Raw genomic sequence first — 16,115 nt, 5'->3', positions numbered from 1 at the left:
CGACCCGTCGAGGACGGGGGGCTGGGGGGAGTACCTTTGACCGGGGGGTGGGGTATTGCGGTAGTTGGGTTAACGGGGTTGGGTCAATGAGAGATAGGCTCTTTCGCAGGCTAGTCCTGACGCTCGAGCTCGGTCATACGCTGCTGCCAGCTCACCCGCTCTCTCGTCAGCCCGGCTGAGCAGGTCGGCGAGCACCATGGCAGGATGTCCGGCTGCCGGGCCTCCTTGGGCAGCCCCGGGATTGCTGGCGCACTGACTTGCTCGGGCTGCCAGGCGGCGGGCTTGCTCGCGCAGCCGGCCAGACTCAAGGTCAGCAGCAGCGGCATCAGCCTGCGCTTGGGCGATTTCTTCTTGTGCATGGTCTCTCACCTCATCGATTTCAGCCTGCCGGCGCTGCTCTTCCTCCCGAGCCTTCAGCTCAGCCTTAGTTCTGGCTGTGGCAAGGCGGGCAGCCTCTTCATTCCACTTCGCCTGCCAGGTCTTGCGCTCCCCTTCCTTCCCATTGGCTTGACCAGACCAGTAGAGCGCCACCCCACCGCCGGCCAGGGCGGCTATCACCAAGGCACCGGCCAGGAACGGCAGCACCTTGCTCTGCTGAGTCACTCCCATCACACCCCCTTGCACTTCGCATTGAGGCGCAGCCGGTCTTTCCAGAGCCCGGGGCATACCCGGTTCCCCGGTACCGAGCAGTCCTGGTTGCCGGAACGCTTGAATAGCAGGATCGCCTCGCAGGCCCCGGGGTAGTCGCCAGCGTTCAGGCGCTTCACGATGGTGGATCGGCAGAAGGCGCCGGGACCGATGTTGTGGGAGAGCTCGACATAGGCGTCGAACTCATACTGGTGGAGTGGCACCTTGATGCAGGCCTTAAGGGCATTCTCGAACACCCGCACCTCCCGAAGGCTCCTGTTCACCGCGGCGACGGGCGTGATGGTGTCACCCATCTTGACCCCTTCGGTGCTCCCAAAGCCGATAGTGGGGAGCTTGGTACCGTGTACCGGGTCAGGGTAAGCCGTCGGCCCCCACCCCTCCCGATTCAGGATCCCCACAAAGCCGGCAGCACTGAGCGTGAGCGCCGCTATGGCAATTCGTACTTTTGTCATGCCTACCCCACCTGCTTGGCGCGTGGCTTGATGATGTTCGACCAGATAAACCAGCCGATCTGAACCGAAAGCCACACAAGCGTCGCGATCAGCACCCAGTCATTCAAAGAGACACCAGCCCACGACATACTCACCACCGCTACAGGAGGGGCAGATTTCGCAGCTTCACCGACCACAGTGGTAGCGATCTGCTCATGTCCTTGATTCATGAATCCACCCCAGAAACGAAAAAACCCCGGCTAAGCCGAGGTTTGAGAGCAAGAAACAAAAAAGACCGCAACCTTTCGGGTGCAGTCTTCCATCGTTGGCAATCAGCCTACACAAAATTGCAGGTGGCCGTCAAGCCACCCTCACCTGCACAAGCAACAACCCCGCCGAAGCGGGGTTCTAGGGGCAAGTGACTTACCGCGTCGTATACCAATAGCGCGCCTGCGCCGCTGACTCCTGCTGGTGGCACCAATCCAGCACGGCCAGATAGAGCGGATACCAGCCCAGCTCCCATTGCCCACGGGTCAGTCCACCAGCCAACGGTTCAATGGCGCGTCTGATCTGAGTACCCGGGATGGGGCGTAGCCCGGTACCACCACAGCGTGGGCACACCTTATCAATCGCCTTGCCGTGCAGGCGGCTCAGTTCCAGGTCGCGGATCACTCCCCGCCCCCGGCAGAACTGCGGGTGACAGGAAGCCCCAGGAGTGTCAGCAGTGCGGCAGTAGTGTTCCAGGGCCAGCTCGGCCACCCGGCGCAAGGCCATGCCATGGCCACGTTCCTTGTTGGCCCCCACATAGCGGGGGGCAATCTTGGTGCACTCGGCTTGCACAGCTAGCAGGGCCTTCTTGGCATCCCCTAGGTCTTTGCAGTAACGCGCCATCACCAGCGCCATGCCGGCACCATTGTGCTTCTGAACCATTCCCAATGCCGTCATCACATCACTCTTTGTCAAATGAGAACGCCCCGTTGATTGGGCCTGATAGGCCTGCAGCATCACAGAACGCGGATCCCCTACGGTAATTGCATATTCAAAGCGCACTCATCACCTCCACAGTTACCGACACCATTCCCCCTTTCACTACCGGCCCGCGTTCCACCAGCAACCGGTCGATCTGGCTATCGTCCAGCCACACACCGGCGTGGGTCAGGGCGTCTTGCACCGCCTTCACCGTGTTATCCAGATCCCGGGCTCGCCGGTCAGGGGCCTGCACCACCAGCCGCAGGGCCAGCCGATCGGGAATCTGCTTGCCGGCTAACTTGGCAGCCAGACAGGCATCGGCCGCAGCTTTGCGATAAACCCTCCCCTCCTGGCTCAGCAGGGTTCTGGGCTTACCGCTCACGGCCACATTGCGCCAGATCCGGTTGGTTGAAGGGGGCCATGGCAGGGTCACTGTCCATGAATCAGCTTTTGGCATTGAACACTCCCAAGGAGCAAGCCAGCTCCAGTGTGTTGATAACGTGCTCCAACTGCGAACCGTGCTTGGCCTCCCAAGCCTTCCACCCGATCCGGTGCAACTCCATGTGTGGCTGGTGGGCGAGTGGGAACGACATCAGGTCATGCGCCTTGCTGCCCATCACACTCATCCCGTGACCCACAACGTGGTGCGCCTCGATGCCCTCGCGCTGGCCCGTCACTACACAGGGCAACTGTCGAACAAAAGCCAAGTAGGCCGCACACTCCCAGCGCTGTCGTTTGGGCTTGCCTAAATGCAAGGCAGCAGGCTCAGGATCAATCTGGCGAATGGCCGGTTTGGCATTGATGCGGGCCCGCAGATCGGCCAGTGGATCGCGCTCTGCCACCTCAAGGCGATGATCACGATAGCGGGCATCGGTCTCCCGGTTACCGCGGGGCGACCACTTCCGATCCGGTTCGATGGGTGCCAGGCGACAGGCAGAGCGCAGCAGCGGATCCGGCAATGAAGGCAGCACCTTATAGACGGTCGCCCACCAGCACAGATCCCGGGCAGTCAGGTCAGCAGCGGCCACCCCACACCAGCCAGCGACCCGCTGCAGCACAAGCTGCGCCAGCCACCCGGCCACATCGGCGAGGCGGATCGGTAACTGCCCATTGCGGTGCTCGTTGTCGTGATGCCAGCACAAAGGCAGATGGACCCCCTCCACCTCTGCGGTGACGGTTTCCCCGATGCAGCCATCGGCTATCACGCAAGCCGTGGCATTGGCGGTCAGCAGCTCCCCACCGGCGGCATTGACCACTGCGGCGCAGGCCAGGGCCGACACCAGCTCAGGGAACTGGGCCAGCAGGTCAGCCCCCTGATCGCGCACAAGGCGCACCGGCTTGCCAGCCAATTGGCGCCTCACCGCTGGCAGGCTGTCGCCCAGCGGCACCAGGGCCAGCCCCAGCGCTTCGACAAACACGGCGTTACCTGCGCTCACGCTTGCCCCCTGATCGCGTTCAACTGTTGGCGAAACCACTCACGGTGCTCTTCATCCACCTCATCGATGGCGGCCACCACGACCTCACGCCCGATCTCGTTACGGCGACGGCGCCACACCAGCAGGTGCGCCTGCTTGATCAACTCGATGCGCTGCCGTTCAGCCGATGGCAACAGGGCCAGGTTGTGACTCATGCCGCCACCCCACGCAGGATGCCGTCACGGATCAGTCGCTCCACCAGCCACTGCTGGCCCTTGCCGGTGATCAGGGGGGTGAAGCTGATGCGCCGCTCGCCGTTGCTGTCAAACGAGCTCTCCCGGGTCGCGAACAGCCCGCGGTCCACATACTCCTGCATCGGCAGGTTCCAGCGCTCCCCGCGGCAACTCATCAAGATCTTGCGTTCCCTCAGCAGGGAAAACAGGGTATTGGGGCCGAGGCCCACCGTCTTGGCGAACGCCGACAAGGTGATCCCCTTCTCCACGCTGGCGATCTGCTTGGCGAACTCCACCGCCGGGGCATCCATCGCCACCTTGCGCTCCAGCTCCATCTTCTGCTCGGCCAACTCGGCGGCCAGACGCAGGGCCTCCGGCAGGGTCTGGGGGATCACCAGGGCGCCCTGATGGCCCTGTTGCTCCAGCTCCTGCCAGCGACGAATAATCCGGATCCGCAACTGGGCGCTGTAGCCGGCCACCAGACAAAGGGTCTCCTCCTTATCCAGCAACAAGCAGGGCTGGGCACGGCCAAGGCTGTCCCGGTAATCGGCTGACTTTTCAGCCGATTGAATTTCCACCAGCATCCGGCGAATATCGGCCAGCACATTCTTGTGCTCCTTGCCCGTCAGCTCCGCGAGCTCCACGCTGGTCATCGTCAACAGGGCAGAACCCCGAGTCATCAGCTCCCTCACACCGCCCCCTTGCTCATGCTGCTGGCCACCGCCAGGGCCACTCCCACAAACACCAGTGCCATCAGGGCATAGGCCACCAGCACCACCATCAATTTGTTCATCCCATCTCCCTCCCTTCCCTGGGCCGGCGGCTCGCCTTGCGCAGGGCCATACCGACGACCAGGCCGACTTCCCTGGTCCACTCGTCAAAACCGCCTTCATGCCAAATGAACATGCCGAACGTGATACAAAGCCCGGCCTGCCTGGCCTTCTCCAGCTCCTCGATGCCCAGCAGCGGAGCATCCAGATCCCGGGTCGGGGTGTGCTGGGCGTAGTAGTGCATCATGCCCCTACCCTCACCAGCGCCACCGCACTGCCCCGGATCCGCGCCGCTTCCGCCTGCGCTTGCTCCGCGCCCCCCATCACCAGGTAATGCCCGGCGCCAGTGGCGGCATCGGTCTGGCCCAGGGTCTTCGCTGAGTTCGACACCTCCAACTGTACCCGCTCCCCCACCCAGCCCCGCACCGGCGAATAGATGGCGACCCGGCAGAACTGTGCCTCACGCACATCGCGCTCGGCGTCCCCGTTGAAATAGCTGTTCATCAGGCAACCCTCCCCGTAATCGTCACTCCCTGGTTGTGCAGCTCAGTCAACAGTTGCTGTAGCTCTGCCTGCACCGCCTCATCGGTCACCTCGCGATCACGCACATAGACACGGGCCTCCGCCTGCATCTCGCAGGCTCGCAAAGAGACCTGGCGGCCAACAGGGGCAGACTTCGGTACCGGATTGCGCTGCAGGATGGTGGCCTTGACCTCGGCCGGGCGCGGGGCGAACTGGCGGCCGGCGTCATCGGCCAGCTCTAACACCGCCTCGCGGATCTGCTGGGCGGTGAACCCGCGCAGTTGAACACCCCAGGCCATGGCCACGCCGCGGGCATTGGCATCCAACTGGCTGGCACTGGCGGGCCAGCACCCGGCCATCAGCGGCAACAGCTCATCGGCCAGGAACATCGACATGCCGGTGCTCACCTGCAAAGTGGCCTGATTCACGGGCAGGCTGGTCACGTTAGAGGGGAGTGTTGTCGTCATAATCGACCCCCGCGGCTCGCAGGGCCTGGGCCTGCTGTTGGGCTTGCGCCAGATTGGACAGGGGGCGCTGGTGGCCGCCAGATGGATTACCGCGCTTGGCCTGCAGCTGGTCCCACTTCTGGCGCAGCTTCTGCGGCGACAGCACGTTGGCACACCAGAACGCATCCCGGCTCACCCAGTCATACAGCTCGCAGATATCGCGGTGGCTGCGCTGGTCCAGCTCGCGCATCAGCCGTATCACGTTCGCCCACTGCGCCCAGTTCGGCTCAATGGCGGTCGGGGTGATCAACTGCACCCGCCGGAACATCCACTGCGCGGTCATCAGGTCATCACCGGTTCCCCACGCCTTGCCGCTCGGGGTTTGGATGGCAGCCTCGGGAATCACCCGGGCCTTGGGTTCGGGATCGGCAACCCTCTCGATGGCAGTTCCCTCCCCCTGCTGGTCGAAAGTCGCGTCAGCGAGTTGCGACGAAGAGTCTTTAAGATCTTTGTTTGTTTTATTGTTTATCTTGTTTAGATCTTCGGCGTGATACTCCGCGCCTAACTCCGCGCCATCAGATTGCGATACCCCCTCCGTCCCCTGCTCTGATGCGGGTTGCAACTCCGCGCCCAACTCCGCGCCAATGTGTTCTGAAACTCCGCGCTGGTAAGGGTCGTAATTGAGCAGGGTGACCAGGGTATAACCACGGGTACCCTGCTTGCTGGAGCGGCTGATCATCCCCTCCTGCTCGAAAGCATCCAGGGATCGGCGGGCACTGTCTTCGGAGATGCCACAGGCCTCCCCAAGGGAACGGGCAGAGCCTACGACCTGGCCACGCTGGATCAACAGGCGATTGCCGTTGAAGCTCACCTCGCAGCGCTCGTGCGCCGCCTCCAGCAGCAGGTGCAGCCACAGCGCCTTGCGCACCGGATCGCGGTAAAACGGCACCTCCTTCAGGCTCTTGTACAGCAGGACAAACCCACTGCGACGGTTGTCGGCCACATTGCATCCTCGCGAAACAGGGGCGGCCACCGGGGCCGCCAGTCTGACTACCTCACCCATGGCTCACCTTCTTCACTCGCGTCGGTTTGGCCGCCTTCTTGGCGTCCTTCTCCTGCTGGCGCAGCTTGCGTTGCAGCAACTTGGCCATCTTCTTTCCCTCCGCCAGACACTTGGCAAAGGCCTGCCCCTTGGCAAAGCACGGCGTGGTGCGAAAATGCCGCAGGGCCGCCTGGGTTGCGGTGTGCACCACATCCGGGGTGTATCCCCCCGCCGGCAGGATCTGCGCCACGTTGCGCTCGATAAACAGCTCAGGATGCATGGGCCACCTCCTGCAGGTGTTGCTGCAAACAGGCCAGATGGCGTTGCACCTGCTCGGCCGTGGCCGGAATGCGCAACCCGCTGTAGACCAAGAAGGCCCCCCGGGTGCCCACCACCAGCTTCGGCAACATGGGCGGGATGCACGAGCGGCGACTGCCTTGCGCCCTCGGCGATTGTTGGGTACGCTTCTCCACGTTCTTTTCTCCGCGAAAATGGACCTCGGGTCGGGCTGTTACCGCAGCGCCGGCCCACTTTTTTTGTGCTTCCTTCATCACTTCTCTCCTTGTGCATGTGGCCCCGGGAACGGGCGCACCTGACTGGCTACCGACTCTTCCAGGCTCAACAGCTCCTTGATGGCCCGGTGCACTGCCGCCGTGATGGCCTGCCGCTCCATTGGGTCGATCACCCCGTCTTGCCGCGCCTCCCGCAGCTCGCCAAACACTGCCGCCACCACCTCGCCCACCAGCATCACCTGGTCGGCCAGCTCTTCTTCGGTCACCGTGCTATCAGGCAGGGCCACCAGCGTATGGCCGCGGGCCAGCGCCCAGGCCTGCAGGATGGCGTTGTCACCGGTTAGCTCGGTCACCGCCATTGCCTCGGACAGGGTCAGGTGGTGGTCTTCGCAAGCAGGGTTGAACTTGTTGTTCAGGGTGGTCGGGCGCTTGGAGCCCATCAGGCGGGCCAGATCGGTGATGTTGTACCGGCGGCTCAGCTGATAAGCGGCGTCAATGGGGTCAGAAAGGTGGGAGTGTTCCCGCTTCACTCTCGTGGTTGTTCTGGTGGGTTTTGTCATGATGGTTCTCATCACTTCTCAGGGGGGAAAACATCATTGATAGAGCACTGAATCCCCCAACGACTAATGGCAGCAGCAATCTTTCTACAGGTGTCCAACCCGGGTTTGCGACGGCTCTTCTCGTAGTGAGCAACCGCCCCCTGAGTGATTCCTAGCTCAGCGGCCAAATCAGACTGCGTCTTGCCCACCTGATCGCGCAGTTCCTTGATGTTGTTCATCGACAACTCCATTCTCTCTGGGGTTAATTAATACGATATGTACTATAACACGATTTGCAGCCATGACAATTTGTGCGTTGAGAAAAACAATACGCAACGTAATATTTTCAGCATGGAAAAAGATACATGGCACAGCCTGGCCAAGAGCCGGATGAAAAAGCTCGGCATCACTCAGGAGCAACTAGCTGAAAAGCTGGGGGTGACTCAGGGTGCGATTGGGCATTGGTTGAACAAGCGTCGCGAACCAGCGATGGATGTAATCCTCGATATAATGGGCGCCCTGGATCTCAAGAGCATCAATATCGGGGTAGATGGCAGCATCGTCAGCGACGAACCGAATATGGAGCTCGCCCCGCCAGATATTCACCGGATCCCGGTGATCACCTATGTGCAGGCCGGGGTCTGGACTGAAACCAGCGAGATCCGCGAATGTGATGGCAACATGGCCTATGTCACCACCGATCTGGACTTGGGCCAGCGTGCCTTCGCTATCGTGATCAGGGGCAATTCTATGGAGCCGGAATTTACCGAAGGAGACCTGGTGCTGATCGACCCGGACGAGCCACTCCACCCGGGGGATTTCGTGGTCGCCAAGAACGGCGAAGAGGAAGCCACCTTCAAGAAGTACCGCCCCCGGGGTTATGGCGAAGATGGCCAAGAAATTTTCGAGCTGGCACCACTCAATGACGACTACCCCACCATGCGCTCAGACCGTCAGCATATCCAGATCATCGGTACCATGGTGGAACACCGCCGCCGTAGACGTCGTCGCTAACAAGCGCATAGGCAGAGGATTTACCGCTTTTGCAAAACAACCCATTACCACATTTCAACGCTGCGCCTTTTGAAATTAAGAAAATTTTCGAAGTGATGCGTGAAGGCAGCACAGGCGCCAAACTTTGTCTGGGTGATGACGGGCGGCGCTACGTGGTCAAAACACTCGATGAAATCAGTGCTTTTGAGTTGATTGCCGAGTGGATATGCAGCCATCTCGCAAGAGCTTTTGGCTTGACGACACCTGAGTGTCGATTAGTGGACAGTATGTCTGAGCTACTGAAAATGCGGGGTGATAGCACGCTGTGGGGCGATGATGACTACCCAGGGTTTGCATCGCATTTCCATGCCTCGACGCTTCCCTTGACCATGGCGATGGCCAGAAAAGTGGACCCACAGCTGAAAACAGACATCCTGCTGTTCGATGTCTGGGTGATGAATGGAGATCGCACTTTGTCAGATCAAGGTGGCAACGTGAACCTGCTCTATGACCCTACGCTTGACCAGCCAATAGTGGTATTCGACCATAACCTGGCACTCGACCAGCGCGAAAATGACATCCATATTCGCCAGCATCACGTCTTCTCAGGTGACAATGCGGGGATCTCGCTCAATGACATAGTCACTCAGGATGAGTATATTGAACGCATGAGACAGGCGATGGTGCATCTTCCGCAGATCATCGCCGCCATCCCGCCCCTTTGGCGAGAAGTGGCAAATGGAAGGTTGGGGGATGGCAAAGATGTCATAATTGACGTTATCCAGCCGCTCCTTGAAAGGTACCAACATCGTGAATTTTGGAGGTGGATAGAGCTATGAGACACGAAGTGGTCTACGCCATCGTACAATTCCGCCCCTACCGTGAAACTGAAGAGTTTGCCAACGTAGGGGTTGTTATGTGTGCCCCAAAGGCAGGTTTTTTCGACTATCGTGTTGAAAGGATAGCATTTTCTAGAGTCACCAAGTTCTTCAATGAGCTCGATTTCCGCCTACCAAGAACAGCCACCAACTTTGTTGTTGATGAGTTGCAACGCGTTAAAGAAATGACGCAACGCATCGGTGAACCTGAGTCAGTGCTCAGATTGTTCCAGCAAGCGACCAAGGCTAAAGAGGGGTTGATCTACTTTAGCCAGGCCAAAGTAGCCTTGGTCGATAGCGACTTGGGTCAATACTTGGAACAGCTCTACCAGCACTATGTGCACCACAGCTTTGCCAAGCAACCGTCAGCGACAGAACAGCTAGAAGGGGCAATGCGCACCTTGTTGGAACAGCATAATTTGCGCAAATACTACCAACAACGCAGCCTAGAAGATGAGATGGGGCTAGTCAAAGCCAGAGTTCCCTTCACACATCAACGGGATGACAGTACCCTAAAAGCAATTCGCCCTCTGAGCTTGGCCTCTAGCACTCCCAACAAAATTGTTGAAGATGCAGAACAGTGGGCCGCTCGCTTTAAGAGACTGTTCAACGCAGGAATATTAATACCCGAAAACGTAATAATGCCAATTGAGCCGCCTCAAGATAACAATGACAAAACCATTTTATTTGCTGTCAACATGGCAAATGGCATATTAAAAAATAACAAAGTAACGACTATCCCAGCAAATGATGAAGATAGGATTTTGACCTTCGCCTCACAATTATAATGACAAACAACGTACTATAGCCCGACATGTCGGGCTTTTTTATGGGAGAAATACATGAAACGACTTGCCACCTTGCTGATCGCCAGCGTGCCGCTGCTTGCCCAGGCGGGATTTATCCACCCCATGGACTTCGACGGTACCGAGGCCCAGAAAAAGGAGGTGATCGCTTATATCAAGGATCGTGTCAAGCACGACTACTGCGACGGCCAGCTCGATATGTGCCAGCCCACCACCTTGCGTATGATGGAACAGCAGAACCTCGCCGACTTCAAGCAAGCCACCCAAGCCAAAAACCGTGACATCATGGACCGAGTGATTCTGGACTACTGTGATGGCGGCATTGATATGTGCAATTACAACACCCTCTGGATGATGTACCAAGAAAACCTGAAGGCCAGCAGTGAAGAGCTGAGCTGGTAGCCGTTTCATAAGCCGTAGTGCCAATAAGTAGTTGATCTAGGAATTGGCGAAAAGGAGAAATCAAGGATGAAAAAAATAACACTCACAGGTCTAGTAATTCTCGCAGTGACAACAATCGTTTGCTACACGCAACTTACCCTGTTTGTCATACCACCAATTGGAGCTATACCGAAAGGTCAGACCGCTATTATCATTCGCCTGAACAAGACAGAGTTCATCGACAGCCCGGATGCTATGTGTGAGAGAATGCAAGGTGGGGTTAGCCTCCTATGCAGGGGAATGACAATTGCTGCAGTTGGGAAAAATGCCACGATTTTGGGGCGGCTTCCTTACAGTTCATGGCTCTACAGTATTTCGACTGGCGGCAAGACCTACGATCGATAAAAACAATTCGTTGTCGCCTCACGGCGTACCTACTGATCGCCGCCTAATTTCTATCGATAGCCAAGTGATAACTGGTTAAAAAGCTGAGTTTTTTAAACTGCCATATTCAAAAGCCACTGTATTCACAGTGGAAAGTGCTGGAACATTCTAGCTGGCTTCAGAGTTTATGATCTAGACCTCAAGCCTTGGGATAATGCAGTTTGATTTCGTCAAGGACGCAAACGTGAAGAAAATCACTCAGCGAATGAGTAGCAAGATCGTCAAACCAACAAGGAGTTAATATGTCAGAGATGGTTTTTTGCCGCGGCTGCGGTAAAGAGATTCATAAAACGGCGGTGTCCTGCCCACATTGTGGAGCAGTATATGGCACGAGTAAGAGCAGGATCACGGCGGCATTGCTGGCCCTCTTCTTGGGTGGCTTAGGCATTCACAAGTTTTATCTTGGTAAGACCATGCAGGGGATTCTATATCTGGTCTTCTGCTGGACATTCATCCCGTCTTTTATCGCTTTTATCGAGTTCATCATTTATCTCTGCTCGTCAGATCAGAGCTTTGCTGAGAAGTACGCAACCACCTGAATCCGACATAAGAGTAAGAGCCCACCAGCATGGTGGGCTTTTTCATGCCCAAACACCAAAAAAATACAAATCGTATTGACCACCATGAATACATATCGTATTTTTGCCCCAGACACACCAGTGAACGGGATAAACCATGTCTAACCAGCAACACCACAAGCGCATCTACATCGCCGGCCCCATGTCGGGCCTGCCTGACTGCAACCGCCCCGCCTTCCATGCCGAGGCCAACCACCAGCGTGAGCGCGGCCATATCCCGCTCAACCCTGCCACCCTCCCCGAGGGCCTGAACCAAGCCGAGTACATGGCCTGCTGCCTGCCCATGGTCATGCTCGCCGACGAACTGGTCATGCTCCCGGGCTGGCGCGATAGCCAGGGCGCCACCGCCGAGTTCCAACTCGCCATGAAGTGCGGCAAGGTCATCCGCCAAGCCGAAGACGGATTTGCCTGGTACCCCACCAAGGAAGAGGAGGCGGCATGAAGCTGGACAACCTTATCTATTTGCTCGAGACCATTGCCAGCACAGAGGCTGACGATATCTATAACGATGCCTTTGAGGTTCTTTGGGAAGACGAACGTGGCCACGAAGGATGGACTGAAGAGTCCATCACTGCTGTAGCTCAGCAGGCCGCTTTAACTCTGACTGCTCAGGCTGGGCGGGTCCGTGCTCTGCGTTCGCTGGTGCAGCGCATGGCAACCCACCTCACCTTGGCAGGAGAGGTCGCAGATGCTCACTCCGTGAACCCCATCAAGGCATGGCTGGCTGAGGCTGAAAGCGCTCTGCAGGAGTTCACCACCAACTTGCCATCAGCTGAGTTTCTCTGCGTGGCAGAACAGCTGATTGACACTCACCCGTTCCTCTATATCGAACTGAGCCGCACCAGAACCACAGACTGGATGGCATGGTTGCGTACCAATCCGAAGGAGAATGATGGCGTGCTGCTGGCCAGCGGCCAGGGCCTGACTCCTGATGATGCGTGCCGATACGCTTTGGCACAACTGAAAGAGAAGGAAGGCGGTGCGTCATGAACCACTACGCCCAAGCGCTGGCCGAACTGCAGGCCAATCCTGACCACGAACTCAAGCAGATTGGCGACCAATGGCAGACCCCCAAGGCGCTGGCCTGGGGCCTGTTCCACCAGTTCGCCCCCACCCTGGGGCCGGTGGTGCTCGACATGTTCGCCGACGACTGCAACCACCTGGTGCCGCACTACTACGATGCCGAAGACAACGCCCTCACCCAGGAGCTAGCCGCCGACCTGCGCCGCCTCGGTGGAGCAGCTTACGCCAACCCGCCCTACTCGCGCCCCTGCACGGATAGCGAGGGGAACCCCATCACCGGGATGGAGGCCATCCTCAACTACTGCCGCGAGCAACGGGCGCTGGGCGCCAAGATCATGTTGCTCATCAAGGCCGCCACCAGCGAAACCTGGTGGCCGGAAGATGCCGACTTCATCCAGTTCATCAGCGGGCGCATCGGCTTTGAGGTACCGAGCTGGTACGTGCCCCGCGACCCGAAGAAGGACAAGCCCAGCTCCAGCGGCTTTGCCTCAGCCGTGGTGATCTTCGACGCCGGCTGGCAGGGCGAGCGCCGCCCCGAGGCACGCCTGCGCCGTGACGATCTCATCACCACCGGCACCATCATCCTCGACATGATCCACCGGCAAGCGGTGGAGCTCACCCTGGCCGCCGATCACGTTATCCGTAACGCCGACCCCAAGCTGACCCCCGTGGTCACCCAGAAGCAACCCGCCGAAACAGAACCGGCCGCGGGGGAACCACCAGCAGCCGACGATAACGAGGCCAGCGCCGCTGCGGCGGCCGAACTGGGCTATGCCGATGCCAGCAGCATCATGGCCAAGCAAATTGAATGCGTTGATCTCGGCGAAGAGCAACAGGATACGGTCAGGGGTTATGTGCAAGGCTGGCTGGACGAGCCTTATCCACTCTCCGAGATCTTCTATCGGCTCGATCTGGCCGTCGCCAACCTGCTGGCCGGCGAGCCTATCCATCAGGGCTTTGTCGCAGAAGAGAGTCGTTCCCCCACCCTGCCCCACTGGCAACGCCACCCCGCAGTGAAGGGGGTTATCTACCAGATCGACGATGCGGACATCCTGACCCCGGCCAGGACCGCCGAGCTGGCCGCCTGGATCATCGACAACCTGACGGCCCCAGGCGATCTGCTGGAACTGGCCACCGCCAAGGCCGCCGAGCTGTTGGTGCAGAGTGTCGAAGCCACCAGCCCAGAGCCAAACCATGCAGAGCGGCAGCTCGAGCTGCTGGATGCCCACCACCCAACCGAGGAACCCAGCACCAAGCCGCTCGAGGACTGGGCCTTTGACTACCAGAACAACGAGCTCAATTTGGGCGGCGCCGAGTGGTCGTGCTTTGTCGCCGTGCTGACCGTGCTCTACGGCGCCAAGGAGCACTACACCGCCCGGGAGGTAGCGATCGCCATCTCAGTAAGCGATGAGCAGCTCATGGACGAATACACCACTTTGGACGAGGAAACCAAGGTGCTGCTGCGCAAGGCTGTCTCCACTCTGAAGCAGGTTGAGGGATACAACTTCACCGAGTCCTTCACCATGCTCGACCTGCACCGCCAGGAGGCCGTCATCGCCTTTATGAACGCCCTGCATAACGAGCCGACCCTCAGCCCCGTCACGCAAAAGAGCGTGATGATCAACGCCATTACCCGAGTGAATGAGGTGATGGCATGAGCATCGTCCAAGACGTGGCCGAATGGATTCACGCCAGGGAAGAGGGCGCCCTCTGTGGAGAGGTGGCGACGGCCTTCTCTATCACCGCGATCAAGGCCAGCGTACTGATCAGCCAGATCCAGCGTGAGCCACGCTTCACCACCCGGGTAGAGCATGGCCGCATTACCGACGACAACGGCAAGGGACGGCATGCTCGCCGTCTCTATGTTGACCAGGTTCAGCCACCGCGGTGGCACAAGACCCCGGTGATCGGCACCAACGATAAAGAGCAAACCGTCAGGTTCGCCAGCATCACCGATGCCGAGCGTGTTGGCGGTTTTATTCGAGTCGGCATCACCCGCTGCCTGAATAACTCCCAGGCGACCCACGGCGGCTATCGCAGGGCGGTCGCATCAAGCGAACAGAATGGTTAGAGGAAAACACGACATGAACGAAAGAATTCTCACCTGTGTGTATTGTGGCCACGAATATCCGCAGGATACCCCGGCACATGGCAGCCAAGTCCTGACCGATCACATCAAAGTGTGCAAGGCGCATCCGCTGCGAAAGGCCGAGGCTGACATTGCCTTGCTGCGCTCGGCGCTGGCTGGCTTGATCGGTGTTAACACCGAGGCCGAGTTGCGCCAGATGGAGGGGGTTATGCGATCCCTTCCTGCTCCTGATGCGGACAAGGCGGTATCAATCAACGCAATCCATGCCCTGCTTGCAACCATCACGAACAGCTGACCGTCCAGAGGAAATCACGACATGAACGATAAAGCCGAGCGGTATCAGGGCGACACCGTGGTATTCGATACCGAAACCCTGGCCATGGACAAGAAGGCGGTGGTGCTCACTCTCTCTGCCGTCCGCTTCAACAAGCACGATGCCGAGGTGGGGATCACCATCGACAATGGCCGCCTCTCCACCGAGGGCGAGAACGTCCTGCACCTCAAGCTGAATGTGACCGAGCAGTTGCTGGCGGGTCGCACCGTTGACCCGGGGACGGTGGCTTGGTGGAACAAGCAGGGTAAAGAGGCCCGTGACGGTATCATCAACGGCAGCAATACCCCGGTGCGGGAGGCGCTGATCCTGCTCTCCGATTTCATGAAGGGAGCACAGCCCTTTGCCCGCGCCACCGACTTTGATCCGCCGATTCTGGTCTCCCTGTTCGAGGACTTCAGCCTGCCGGTTCCATGGAAATACAACCAGGTGCGGGATGTACGGACCTACATCGATGCGCTATCTGGTGGCAGCAAGGGGTATCTGGATGAGTGGCAAAAGCCAGACTGGTTCGTCCCCCATCACTCACTTCATGACTGTATCCGGGATGCCGAACAGATGCAGCTGGCAGAAGGACAAGTGTCGCGGGGTAATGAATGAAAGGCATCAACAAAGTCATCCTGATCGGCAACCTGGGTCAGGATCCTGAAATCAGATACACCTCGGGTGGCATGGCGATCGCCACCCTCTCTCTGGCCACCAGCGAAAGCTGGCGCGACAAGCAGACCGGCGAGCAGAAGGAACGTACCGAGTGGCACCGGGTGGTGCTTGTGGGCAAGCTGGCCGAAGTGGCGGGCCAGTACCTGAAGAAGGGTTCACAGGTCTATGTGGAAGGGAAACTGCAGACCCGCAAATGGCAGGATCAGAGAGGCCAGGAGCGCTACACCACCGAGGTGCTGGTCGACAGCTTCACCGGTGTGATGCAGATGTTGGGAGGGAATGGAGGAGGGAAACAGCAGGGAGCAAGCGGTCAGCCAAGGCCAACCCAACAACCGGCGCAGTCGCCGGCCTACACCGAACCACCCATCGATTATGACGACGATCTGCCGTTCTAGGCCAACGAAA

Annotated in this window: 29 protein-coding genes; 13 read left to right on the top strand and 16 right to left on the bottom strand. The window is 58.9% G+C overall.

Translation table 11 applies throughout. The features are described 5' to 3' along the window. Positions 1-69 precede the first annotated feature (69 nt). The 16 genes from J9893_RS10150 to J9893_RS10075 all read right to left on the bottom strand — a co-directional run bounded on the left by J9893_RS10150 (position 70) and on the right by J9893_RS10075 (position 7,766). The gene (locus J9893_RS10150) at positions 70-609 is read right to left on the bottom strand and encodes a DUF2514 family protein (RefSeq protein WP_210601801.1); all 540 of its coding nucleotides are present in this window, start codon (positions 607-609) and stop codon (positions 70-72) included. Next, a complete protein-coding gene (locus tag J9893_RS10145; RefSeq protein WP_210601802.1) occupies positions 609-1,100 on the bottom strand; it encodes a lysozyme in 492 nt (163 codons plus the stop codon). The genes J9893_RS10150 and J9893_RS10145 overlap by 1 nt, the downstream gene beginning before the upstream one ends. 2 nt (positions 1,101-1,102) lie before the next feature. Then, entirely contained in the window at positions 1,103-1,309 is a 207-nt protein-coding gene (locus J9893_RS10140) for a hypothetical protein (protein ID WP_073349951.1), read from the bottom strand. 193 nt (positions 1,310-1,502) lie between these two features. Beyond that, positions 1,503-2,024 carry an antitermination protein gene (locus J9893_RS10135; protein WP_232300634.1) on the bottom strand — a complete coding sequence of 174 codons (522 nt, stop codon included), beginning with the start codon at positions 2,022-2,024 and terminating at the stop codon, positions 1,503-1,505. Between the two features lie 94 nt (positions 2,025-2,118). Next, positions 2,119-2,505 carry a RusA family crossover junction endodeoxyribonuclease gene (locus J9893_RS10130; protein ID WP_041211155.1) on the bottom strand — a complete coding sequence of 129 codons (387 nt, stop codon included), beginning with the start codon at positions 2,503-2,505 and terminating at the stop codon, positions 2,119-2,121. After that, positions 2,492-3,484, bottom strand: coding sequence for a DUF968 domain-containing protein (locus J9893_RS10125; protein ID WP_349237076.1), 993 nt, complete (start codon positions 3,482-3,484; stop codon positions 2,492-2,494). Before J9893_RS10125 ends, J9893_RS10130 begins: the two co-directional genes overlap by 14 nt. After that, positions 3,481-3,678 (bottom strand): DUF3283 family protein, encoded by a 198-nt coding sequence (locus J9893_RS10120; protein ID WP_005324004.1) that lies wholly within the window; start codon positions 3,676-3,678, stop codon positions 3,481-3,483. The genes J9893_RS10125 and J9893_RS10120 overlap by 4 nt, the downstream gene beginning before the upstream one ends. Further along, positions 3,675-4,376 (bottom strand): phage regulatory protein/antirepressor Ant, encoded by a 702-nt coding sequence (locus J9893_RS10115; protein ID WP_246875550.1) that lies wholly within the window; start codon positions 4,374-4,376, stop codon positions 3,675-3,677. The genes J9893_RS10120 and J9893_RS10115 overlap by 4 nt, the downstream gene beginning before the upstream one ends. Positions 4,377-4,485: 109 nt before the next feature. Then, positions 4,486-4,713 carry a hypothetical protein gene (locus J9893_RS10110; protein WP_246875549.1) on the bottom strand — a complete coding sequence of 76 codons (228 nt, stop codon included), beginning with the start codon at positions 4,711-4,713 and terminating at the stop codon, positions 4,486-4,488. After that, positions 4,710-4,970 (bottom strand): hypothetical protein, encoded by a 261-nt coding sequence (locus J9893_RS10105; protein WP_113724886.1) that lies wholly within the window; start codon positions 4,968-4,970, stop codon positions 4,710-4,712. The genes J9893_RS10110 and J9893_RS10105 overlap by 4 nt, the downstream gene beginning before the upstream one ends. Beyond that, complete coding sequence (locus J9893_RS10100; protein ID WP_210601804.1) at positions 4,970-5,455, bottom strand: hypothetical protein; 486 nt, start codon at positions 5,453-5,455, stop codon at positions 4,970-4,972. The genes J9893_RS10105 and J9893_RS10100 overlap by 1 nt, the downstream gene beginning before the upstream one ends. Next, positions 5,433-6,437 carry a hypothetical protein gene (locus tag J9893_RS10095; RefSeq protein ID WP_349237078.1) on the bottom strand — a complete coding sequence of 335 codons (1,005 nt, stop codon included), beginning with the start codon at positions 6,435-6,437 and terminating at the stop codon, positions 5,433-5,435. The genes J9893_RS10100 and J9893_RS10095 overlap by 23 nt, the downstream gene beginning before the upstream one ends. A gap of 52 nt (positions 6,438-6,489) precedes the next feature. Continuing rightward, positions 6,490-6,756: a hypothetical protein gene (locus tag J9893_RS10090; protein WP_210601806.1), complete on the bottom strand. Its 267-nt coding sequence runs from the start codon at positions 6,754-6,756 to the stop codon at positions 6,490-6,492. Then, the gene (locus J9893_RS10085) at positions 6,746-7,027 is read right to left on the bottom strand and encodes a hypothetical protein (RefSeq protein ID WP_242897884.1); all 282 of its coding nucleotides are present in this window, start codon (positions 7,025-7,027) and stop codon (positions 6,746-6,748) included. The genes J9893_RS10090 and J9893_RS10085 overlap by 11 nt, the downstream gene beginning before the upstream one ends. Next, the gene (locus J9893_RS10080) at positions 7,027-7,548 is read right to left on the bottom strand and encodes a phage regulatory CII family protein (RefSeq protein WP_246875548.1); all 522 of its coding nucleotides are present in this window, start codon (positions 7,546-7,548) and stop codon (positions 7,027-7,029) included. Before J9893_RS10080 ends, J9893_RS10085 begins: the two co-directional genes overlap by 1 nt. Before the next feature lie 11 nt (positions 7,549-7,559). Further along, positions 7,560-7,766, bottom strand: coding sequence for a helix-turn-helix transcriptional regulator (locus J9893_RS10075; RefSeq protein WP_171865123.1), 207 nt, complete (start codon positions 7,764-7,766; stop codon positions 7,560-7,562). A gap of 112 nt (positions 7,767-7,878) precedes the next feature. Here J9893_RS10075 and J9893_RS10070 point away from each other — a divergent pair, with 112 nt between their 5' ends. The 13 genes from J9893_RS10070 (at position 7,879) to ssb (ending at position 16,105) form a co-directional block, all read left to right on the top strand. Further along, positions 7,879-8,541 (top strand): S24 family peptidase, encoded by a 663-nt coding sequence (locus J9893_RS10070; RefSeq protein WP_246875547.1) that lies wholly within the window; start codon positions 7,879-7,881, stop codon positions 8,539-8,541. Between the two features lie 29 nt (positions 8,542-8,570). After that, entirely contained in the window at positions 8,571-9,359 is a 789-nt protein-coding gene (locus tag J9893_RS10065; RefSeq protein WP_210601807.1) for a HipA family kinase, read from the top strand. After that, positions 9,356-10,186: a DUF3037 domain-containing protein gene (locus J9893_RS10060; protein WP_210601808.1), complete on the top strand. Its 831-nt coding sequence runs from the start codon at positions 9,356-9,358 to the stop codon at positions 10,184-10,186. Before J9893_RS10065 ends, J9893_RS10060 begins: the two co-directional genes overlap by 4 nt. Positions 10,187-10,240: 54 nt before the next feature. Next, on the top strand, positions 10,241-10,606 hold the full coding sequence (locus tag J9893_RS10055; RefSeq protein ID WP_182951246.1) for a hypothetical protein: 366 nt from the start codon (positions 10,241-10,243) through the stop codon (positions 10,604-10,606). Between the two features lie 66 nt (positions 10,607-10,672). Further along, positions 10,673-10,990: a hypothetical protein gene (locus J9893_RS10050; protein WP_182951248.1), complete on the top strand. Its 318-nt coding sequence runs from the start codon at positions 10,673-10,675 to the stop codon at positions 10,988-10,990. Positions 10,991-11,271: 281 nt separating this feature from the next. Further along, entirely contained in the window at positions 11,272-11,568 is a 297-nt protein-coding gene (locus J9893_RS10045; protein ID WP_246875546.1) for a TM2 domain-containing protein, read from the top strand. Positions 11,569-11,704: 136 nt separating this feature from the next. Beyond that, positions 11,705-12,049: a DUF4406 domain-containing protein gene (locus tag J9893_RS10040; protein WP_210601809.1), complete on the top strand. Its 345-nt coding sequence runs from the start codon at positions 11,705-11,707 to the stop codon at positions 12,047-12,049. Further along, entirely contained in the window at positions 12,046-12,597 is a 552-nt protein-coding gene (locus tag J9893_RS10035; RefSeq protein WP_210601810.1) for a hypothetical protein, read from the top strand. The genes J9893_RS10040 and J9893_RS10035 overlap by 4 nt, the downstream gene beginning before the upstream one ends. Next, entirely contained in the window at positions 12,594-14,288 is a 1,695-nt protein-coding gene (locus tag J9893_RS21640) for a phage N-6-adenine-methyltransferase (RefSeq protein ID WP_246875545.1), read from the top strand. Before J9893_RS10035 ends, J9893_RS21640 begins: the two co-directional genes overlap by 4 nt. Further along, positions 14,285-14,701, top strand: a complete 417-nt coding sequence (locus tag J9893_RS10025; protein WP_210601811.1) for a hypothetical protein — start codon at positions 14,285-14,287, stop codon at positions 14,699-14,701. The genes J9893_RS21640 and J9893_RS10025 overlap by 4 nt, the downstream gene beginning before the upstream one ends. Before the next feature lie 13 nt (positions 14,702-14,714). After that, positions 14,715-15,014: a hypothetical protein gene (locus J9893_RS10020; RefSeq protein ID WP_041205538.1), complete on the top strand. Its 300-nt coding sequence runs from the start codon at positions 14,715-14,717 to the stop codon at positions 15,012-15,014. A gap of 21 nt (positions 15,015-15,035) precedes the next feature. Next, a complete protein-coding gene (locus tag J9893_RS10015; RefSeq protein ID WP_210601812.1) occupies positions 15,036-15,650 on the top strand; it encodes a 3'-5' exonuclease in 615 nt (204 codons plus the stop codon). Beyond that, on the top strand, positions 15,647-16,105 hold the full coding sequence (ssb, locus tag J9893_RS10010) for a single-stranded DNA-binding protein (RefSeq protein WP_210601813.1): 459 nt from the start codon (positions 15,647-15,649) through the stop codon (positions 16,103-16,105). The genes J9893_RS10015 and ssb overlap by 4 nt, the downstream gene beginning before the upstream one ends. Positions 16,106-16,115: the final 10 nt, after the last annotated feature.

Source organism: Aeromonas sp. MaB10011B, assembly GCF_017939325.1.
In the GTDB taxonomy this organism is placed as follows: domain Bacteria; phylum Pseudomonadota; class Gammaproteobacteria; order Enterobacterales; family Aeromonadaceae; genus Aeromonas; species Aeromonas caviae.
This window is presented reverse-complemented; position numbering and strand designations above follow the sequence as displayed.

Excerpts from the sequence above, each read along its gene's own strand:
- J9893_RS10150 (WP_210601801.1), bottom strand. The coding sequence starts at position 609 with ATGGGAGTGACTCAGCAGAGCAAGGTGCTGCCGTTCCTGGCCGGTGCC.
- J9893_RS10145 (WP_210601802.1), bottom strand. The coding sequence starts at position 1,100 with ATGACAAAAGTACGAATTGCCATAGCGGCGCTCACGCTCAGTGCTGCC.
- J9893_RS10140 (WP_073349951.1), bottom strand. The coding sequence starts at position 1,309 with ATGAATCAAGGACATGAGCAGATCGCTACCACTGTGGTCGGTGAAGCT.
- J9893_RS10135 (WP_232300634.1), bottom strand. The coding sequence starts at position 2,024 with ATGACGGCATTGGGAATGGTTCAGAAGCACAATGGTGCCGGCATGGCG.
- J9893_RS10130 (WP_041211155.1), bottom strand. The coding sequence starts at position 2,505 with ATGCCAAAAGCTGATTCATGGACAGTGACCCTGCCATGGCCCCCTTCA.
- J9893_RS10120 (WP_005324004.1), bottom strand. The coding sequence starts at position 3,678 with ATGAGTCACAACCTGGCCCTGTTGCCATCGGCTGAACGGCAGCGCATC.
- J9893_RS10115 (WP_246875550.1), bottom strand. The coding sequence starts at position 4,376 with ATGACTCGGGGTTCTGCCCTGTTGACGATGACCAGCGTGGAGCTCGCG.
- J9893_RS10110 (WP_246875549.1), bottom strand. The coding sequence starts at position 4,713 with ATGATGCACTACTACGCCCAGCACACCCCGACCCGGGATCTGGATGCT.
- J9893_RS10105 (WP_113724886.1), bottom strand. The coding sequence starts at position 4,970 with ATGAACAGCTATTTCAACGGGGACGCCGAGCGCGATGTGCGTGAGGCA.
- J9893_RS10100 (WP_210601804.1), bottom strand. The coding sequence starts at position 5,455 with ATGACGACAACACTCCCCTCTAACGTGACCAGCCTGCCCGTGAATCAG.
- J9893_RS10090 (WP_210601806.1), bottom strand. The coding sequence starts at position 6,756 with ATGCATCCTGAGCTGTTTATCGAGCGCAACGTGGCGCAGATCCTGCCG.
- J9893_RS10085 (WP_242897884.1), bottom strand. The coding sequence starts at position 7,027 with ATGAAGGAAGCACAAAAAAAGTGGGCCGGCGCTGCGGTAACAGCCCGA.
- J9893_RS10080 (WP_246875548.1), bottom strand. The coding sequence starts at position 7,548 with ATGACAAAACCCACCAGAACAACCACGAGAGTGAAGCGGGAACACTCC.
- J9893_RS10075 (WP_171865123.1), bottom strand. The coding sequence starts at position 7,766 with ATGAACAACATCAAGGAACTGCGCGATCAGGTGGGCAAGACGCAGTCT.
- J9893_RS10070 (WP_246875547.1), top strand. The coding sequence starts at position 7,879 with ATGGAAAAAGATACATGGCACAGCCTGGCCAAGAGCCGGATGAAAAAG.
- J9893_RS10060 (WP_210601808.1), top strand. The coding sequence starts at position 9,356 with ATGAGACACGAAGTGGTCTACGCCATCGTACAATTCCGCCCCTACCGT.
- J9893_RS10055 (WP_182951246.1), top strand. The coding sequence starts at position 10,241 with ATGAAACGACTTGCCACCTTGCTGATCGCCAGCGTGCCGCTGCTTGCC.
- J9893_RS10050 (WP_182951248.1), top strand. The coding sequence starts at position 10,673 with ATGAAAAAAATAACACTCACAGGTCTAGTAATTCTCGCAGTGACAACA.
- J9893_RS10045 (WP_246875546.1), top strand. The coding sequence starts at position 11,272 with ATGTCAGAGATGGTTTTTTGCCGCGGCTGCGGTAAAGAGATTCATAAA.
- J9893_RS10040 (WP_210601809.1), top strand. The coding sequence starts at position 11,705 with ATGTCTAACCAGCAACACCACAAGCGCATCTACATCGCCGGCCCCATG.
- J9893_RS10035 (WP_210601810.1), top strand. The coding sequence starts at position 12,046 with ATGAAGCTGGACAACCTTATCTATTTGCTCGAGACCATTGCCAGCACA.
- J9893_RS21640 (WP_246875545.1), top strand. The coding sequence starts at position 12,594 with ATGAACCACTACGCCCAAGCGCTGGCCGAACTGCAGGCCAATCCTGAC.
- J9893_RS10025 (WP_210601811.1), top strand. The coding sequence starts at position 14,285 with ATGAGCATCGTCCAAGACGTGGCCGAATGGATTCACGCCAGGGAAGAG.
- J9893_RS10020 (WP_041205538.1), top strand. The coding sequence starts at position 14,715 with ATGAACGAAAGAATTCTCACCTGTGTGTATTGTGGCCACGAATATCCG.
- J9893_RS10015 (WP_210601812.1), top strand. The coding sequence starts at position 15,036 with ATGAACGATAAAGCCGAGCGGTATCAGGGCGACACCGTGGTATTCGAT.
- ssb (WP_210601813.1), top strand. The coding sequence starts at position 15,647 with ATGAAAGGCATCAACAAAGTCATCCTGATCGGCAACCTGGGTCAGGAT.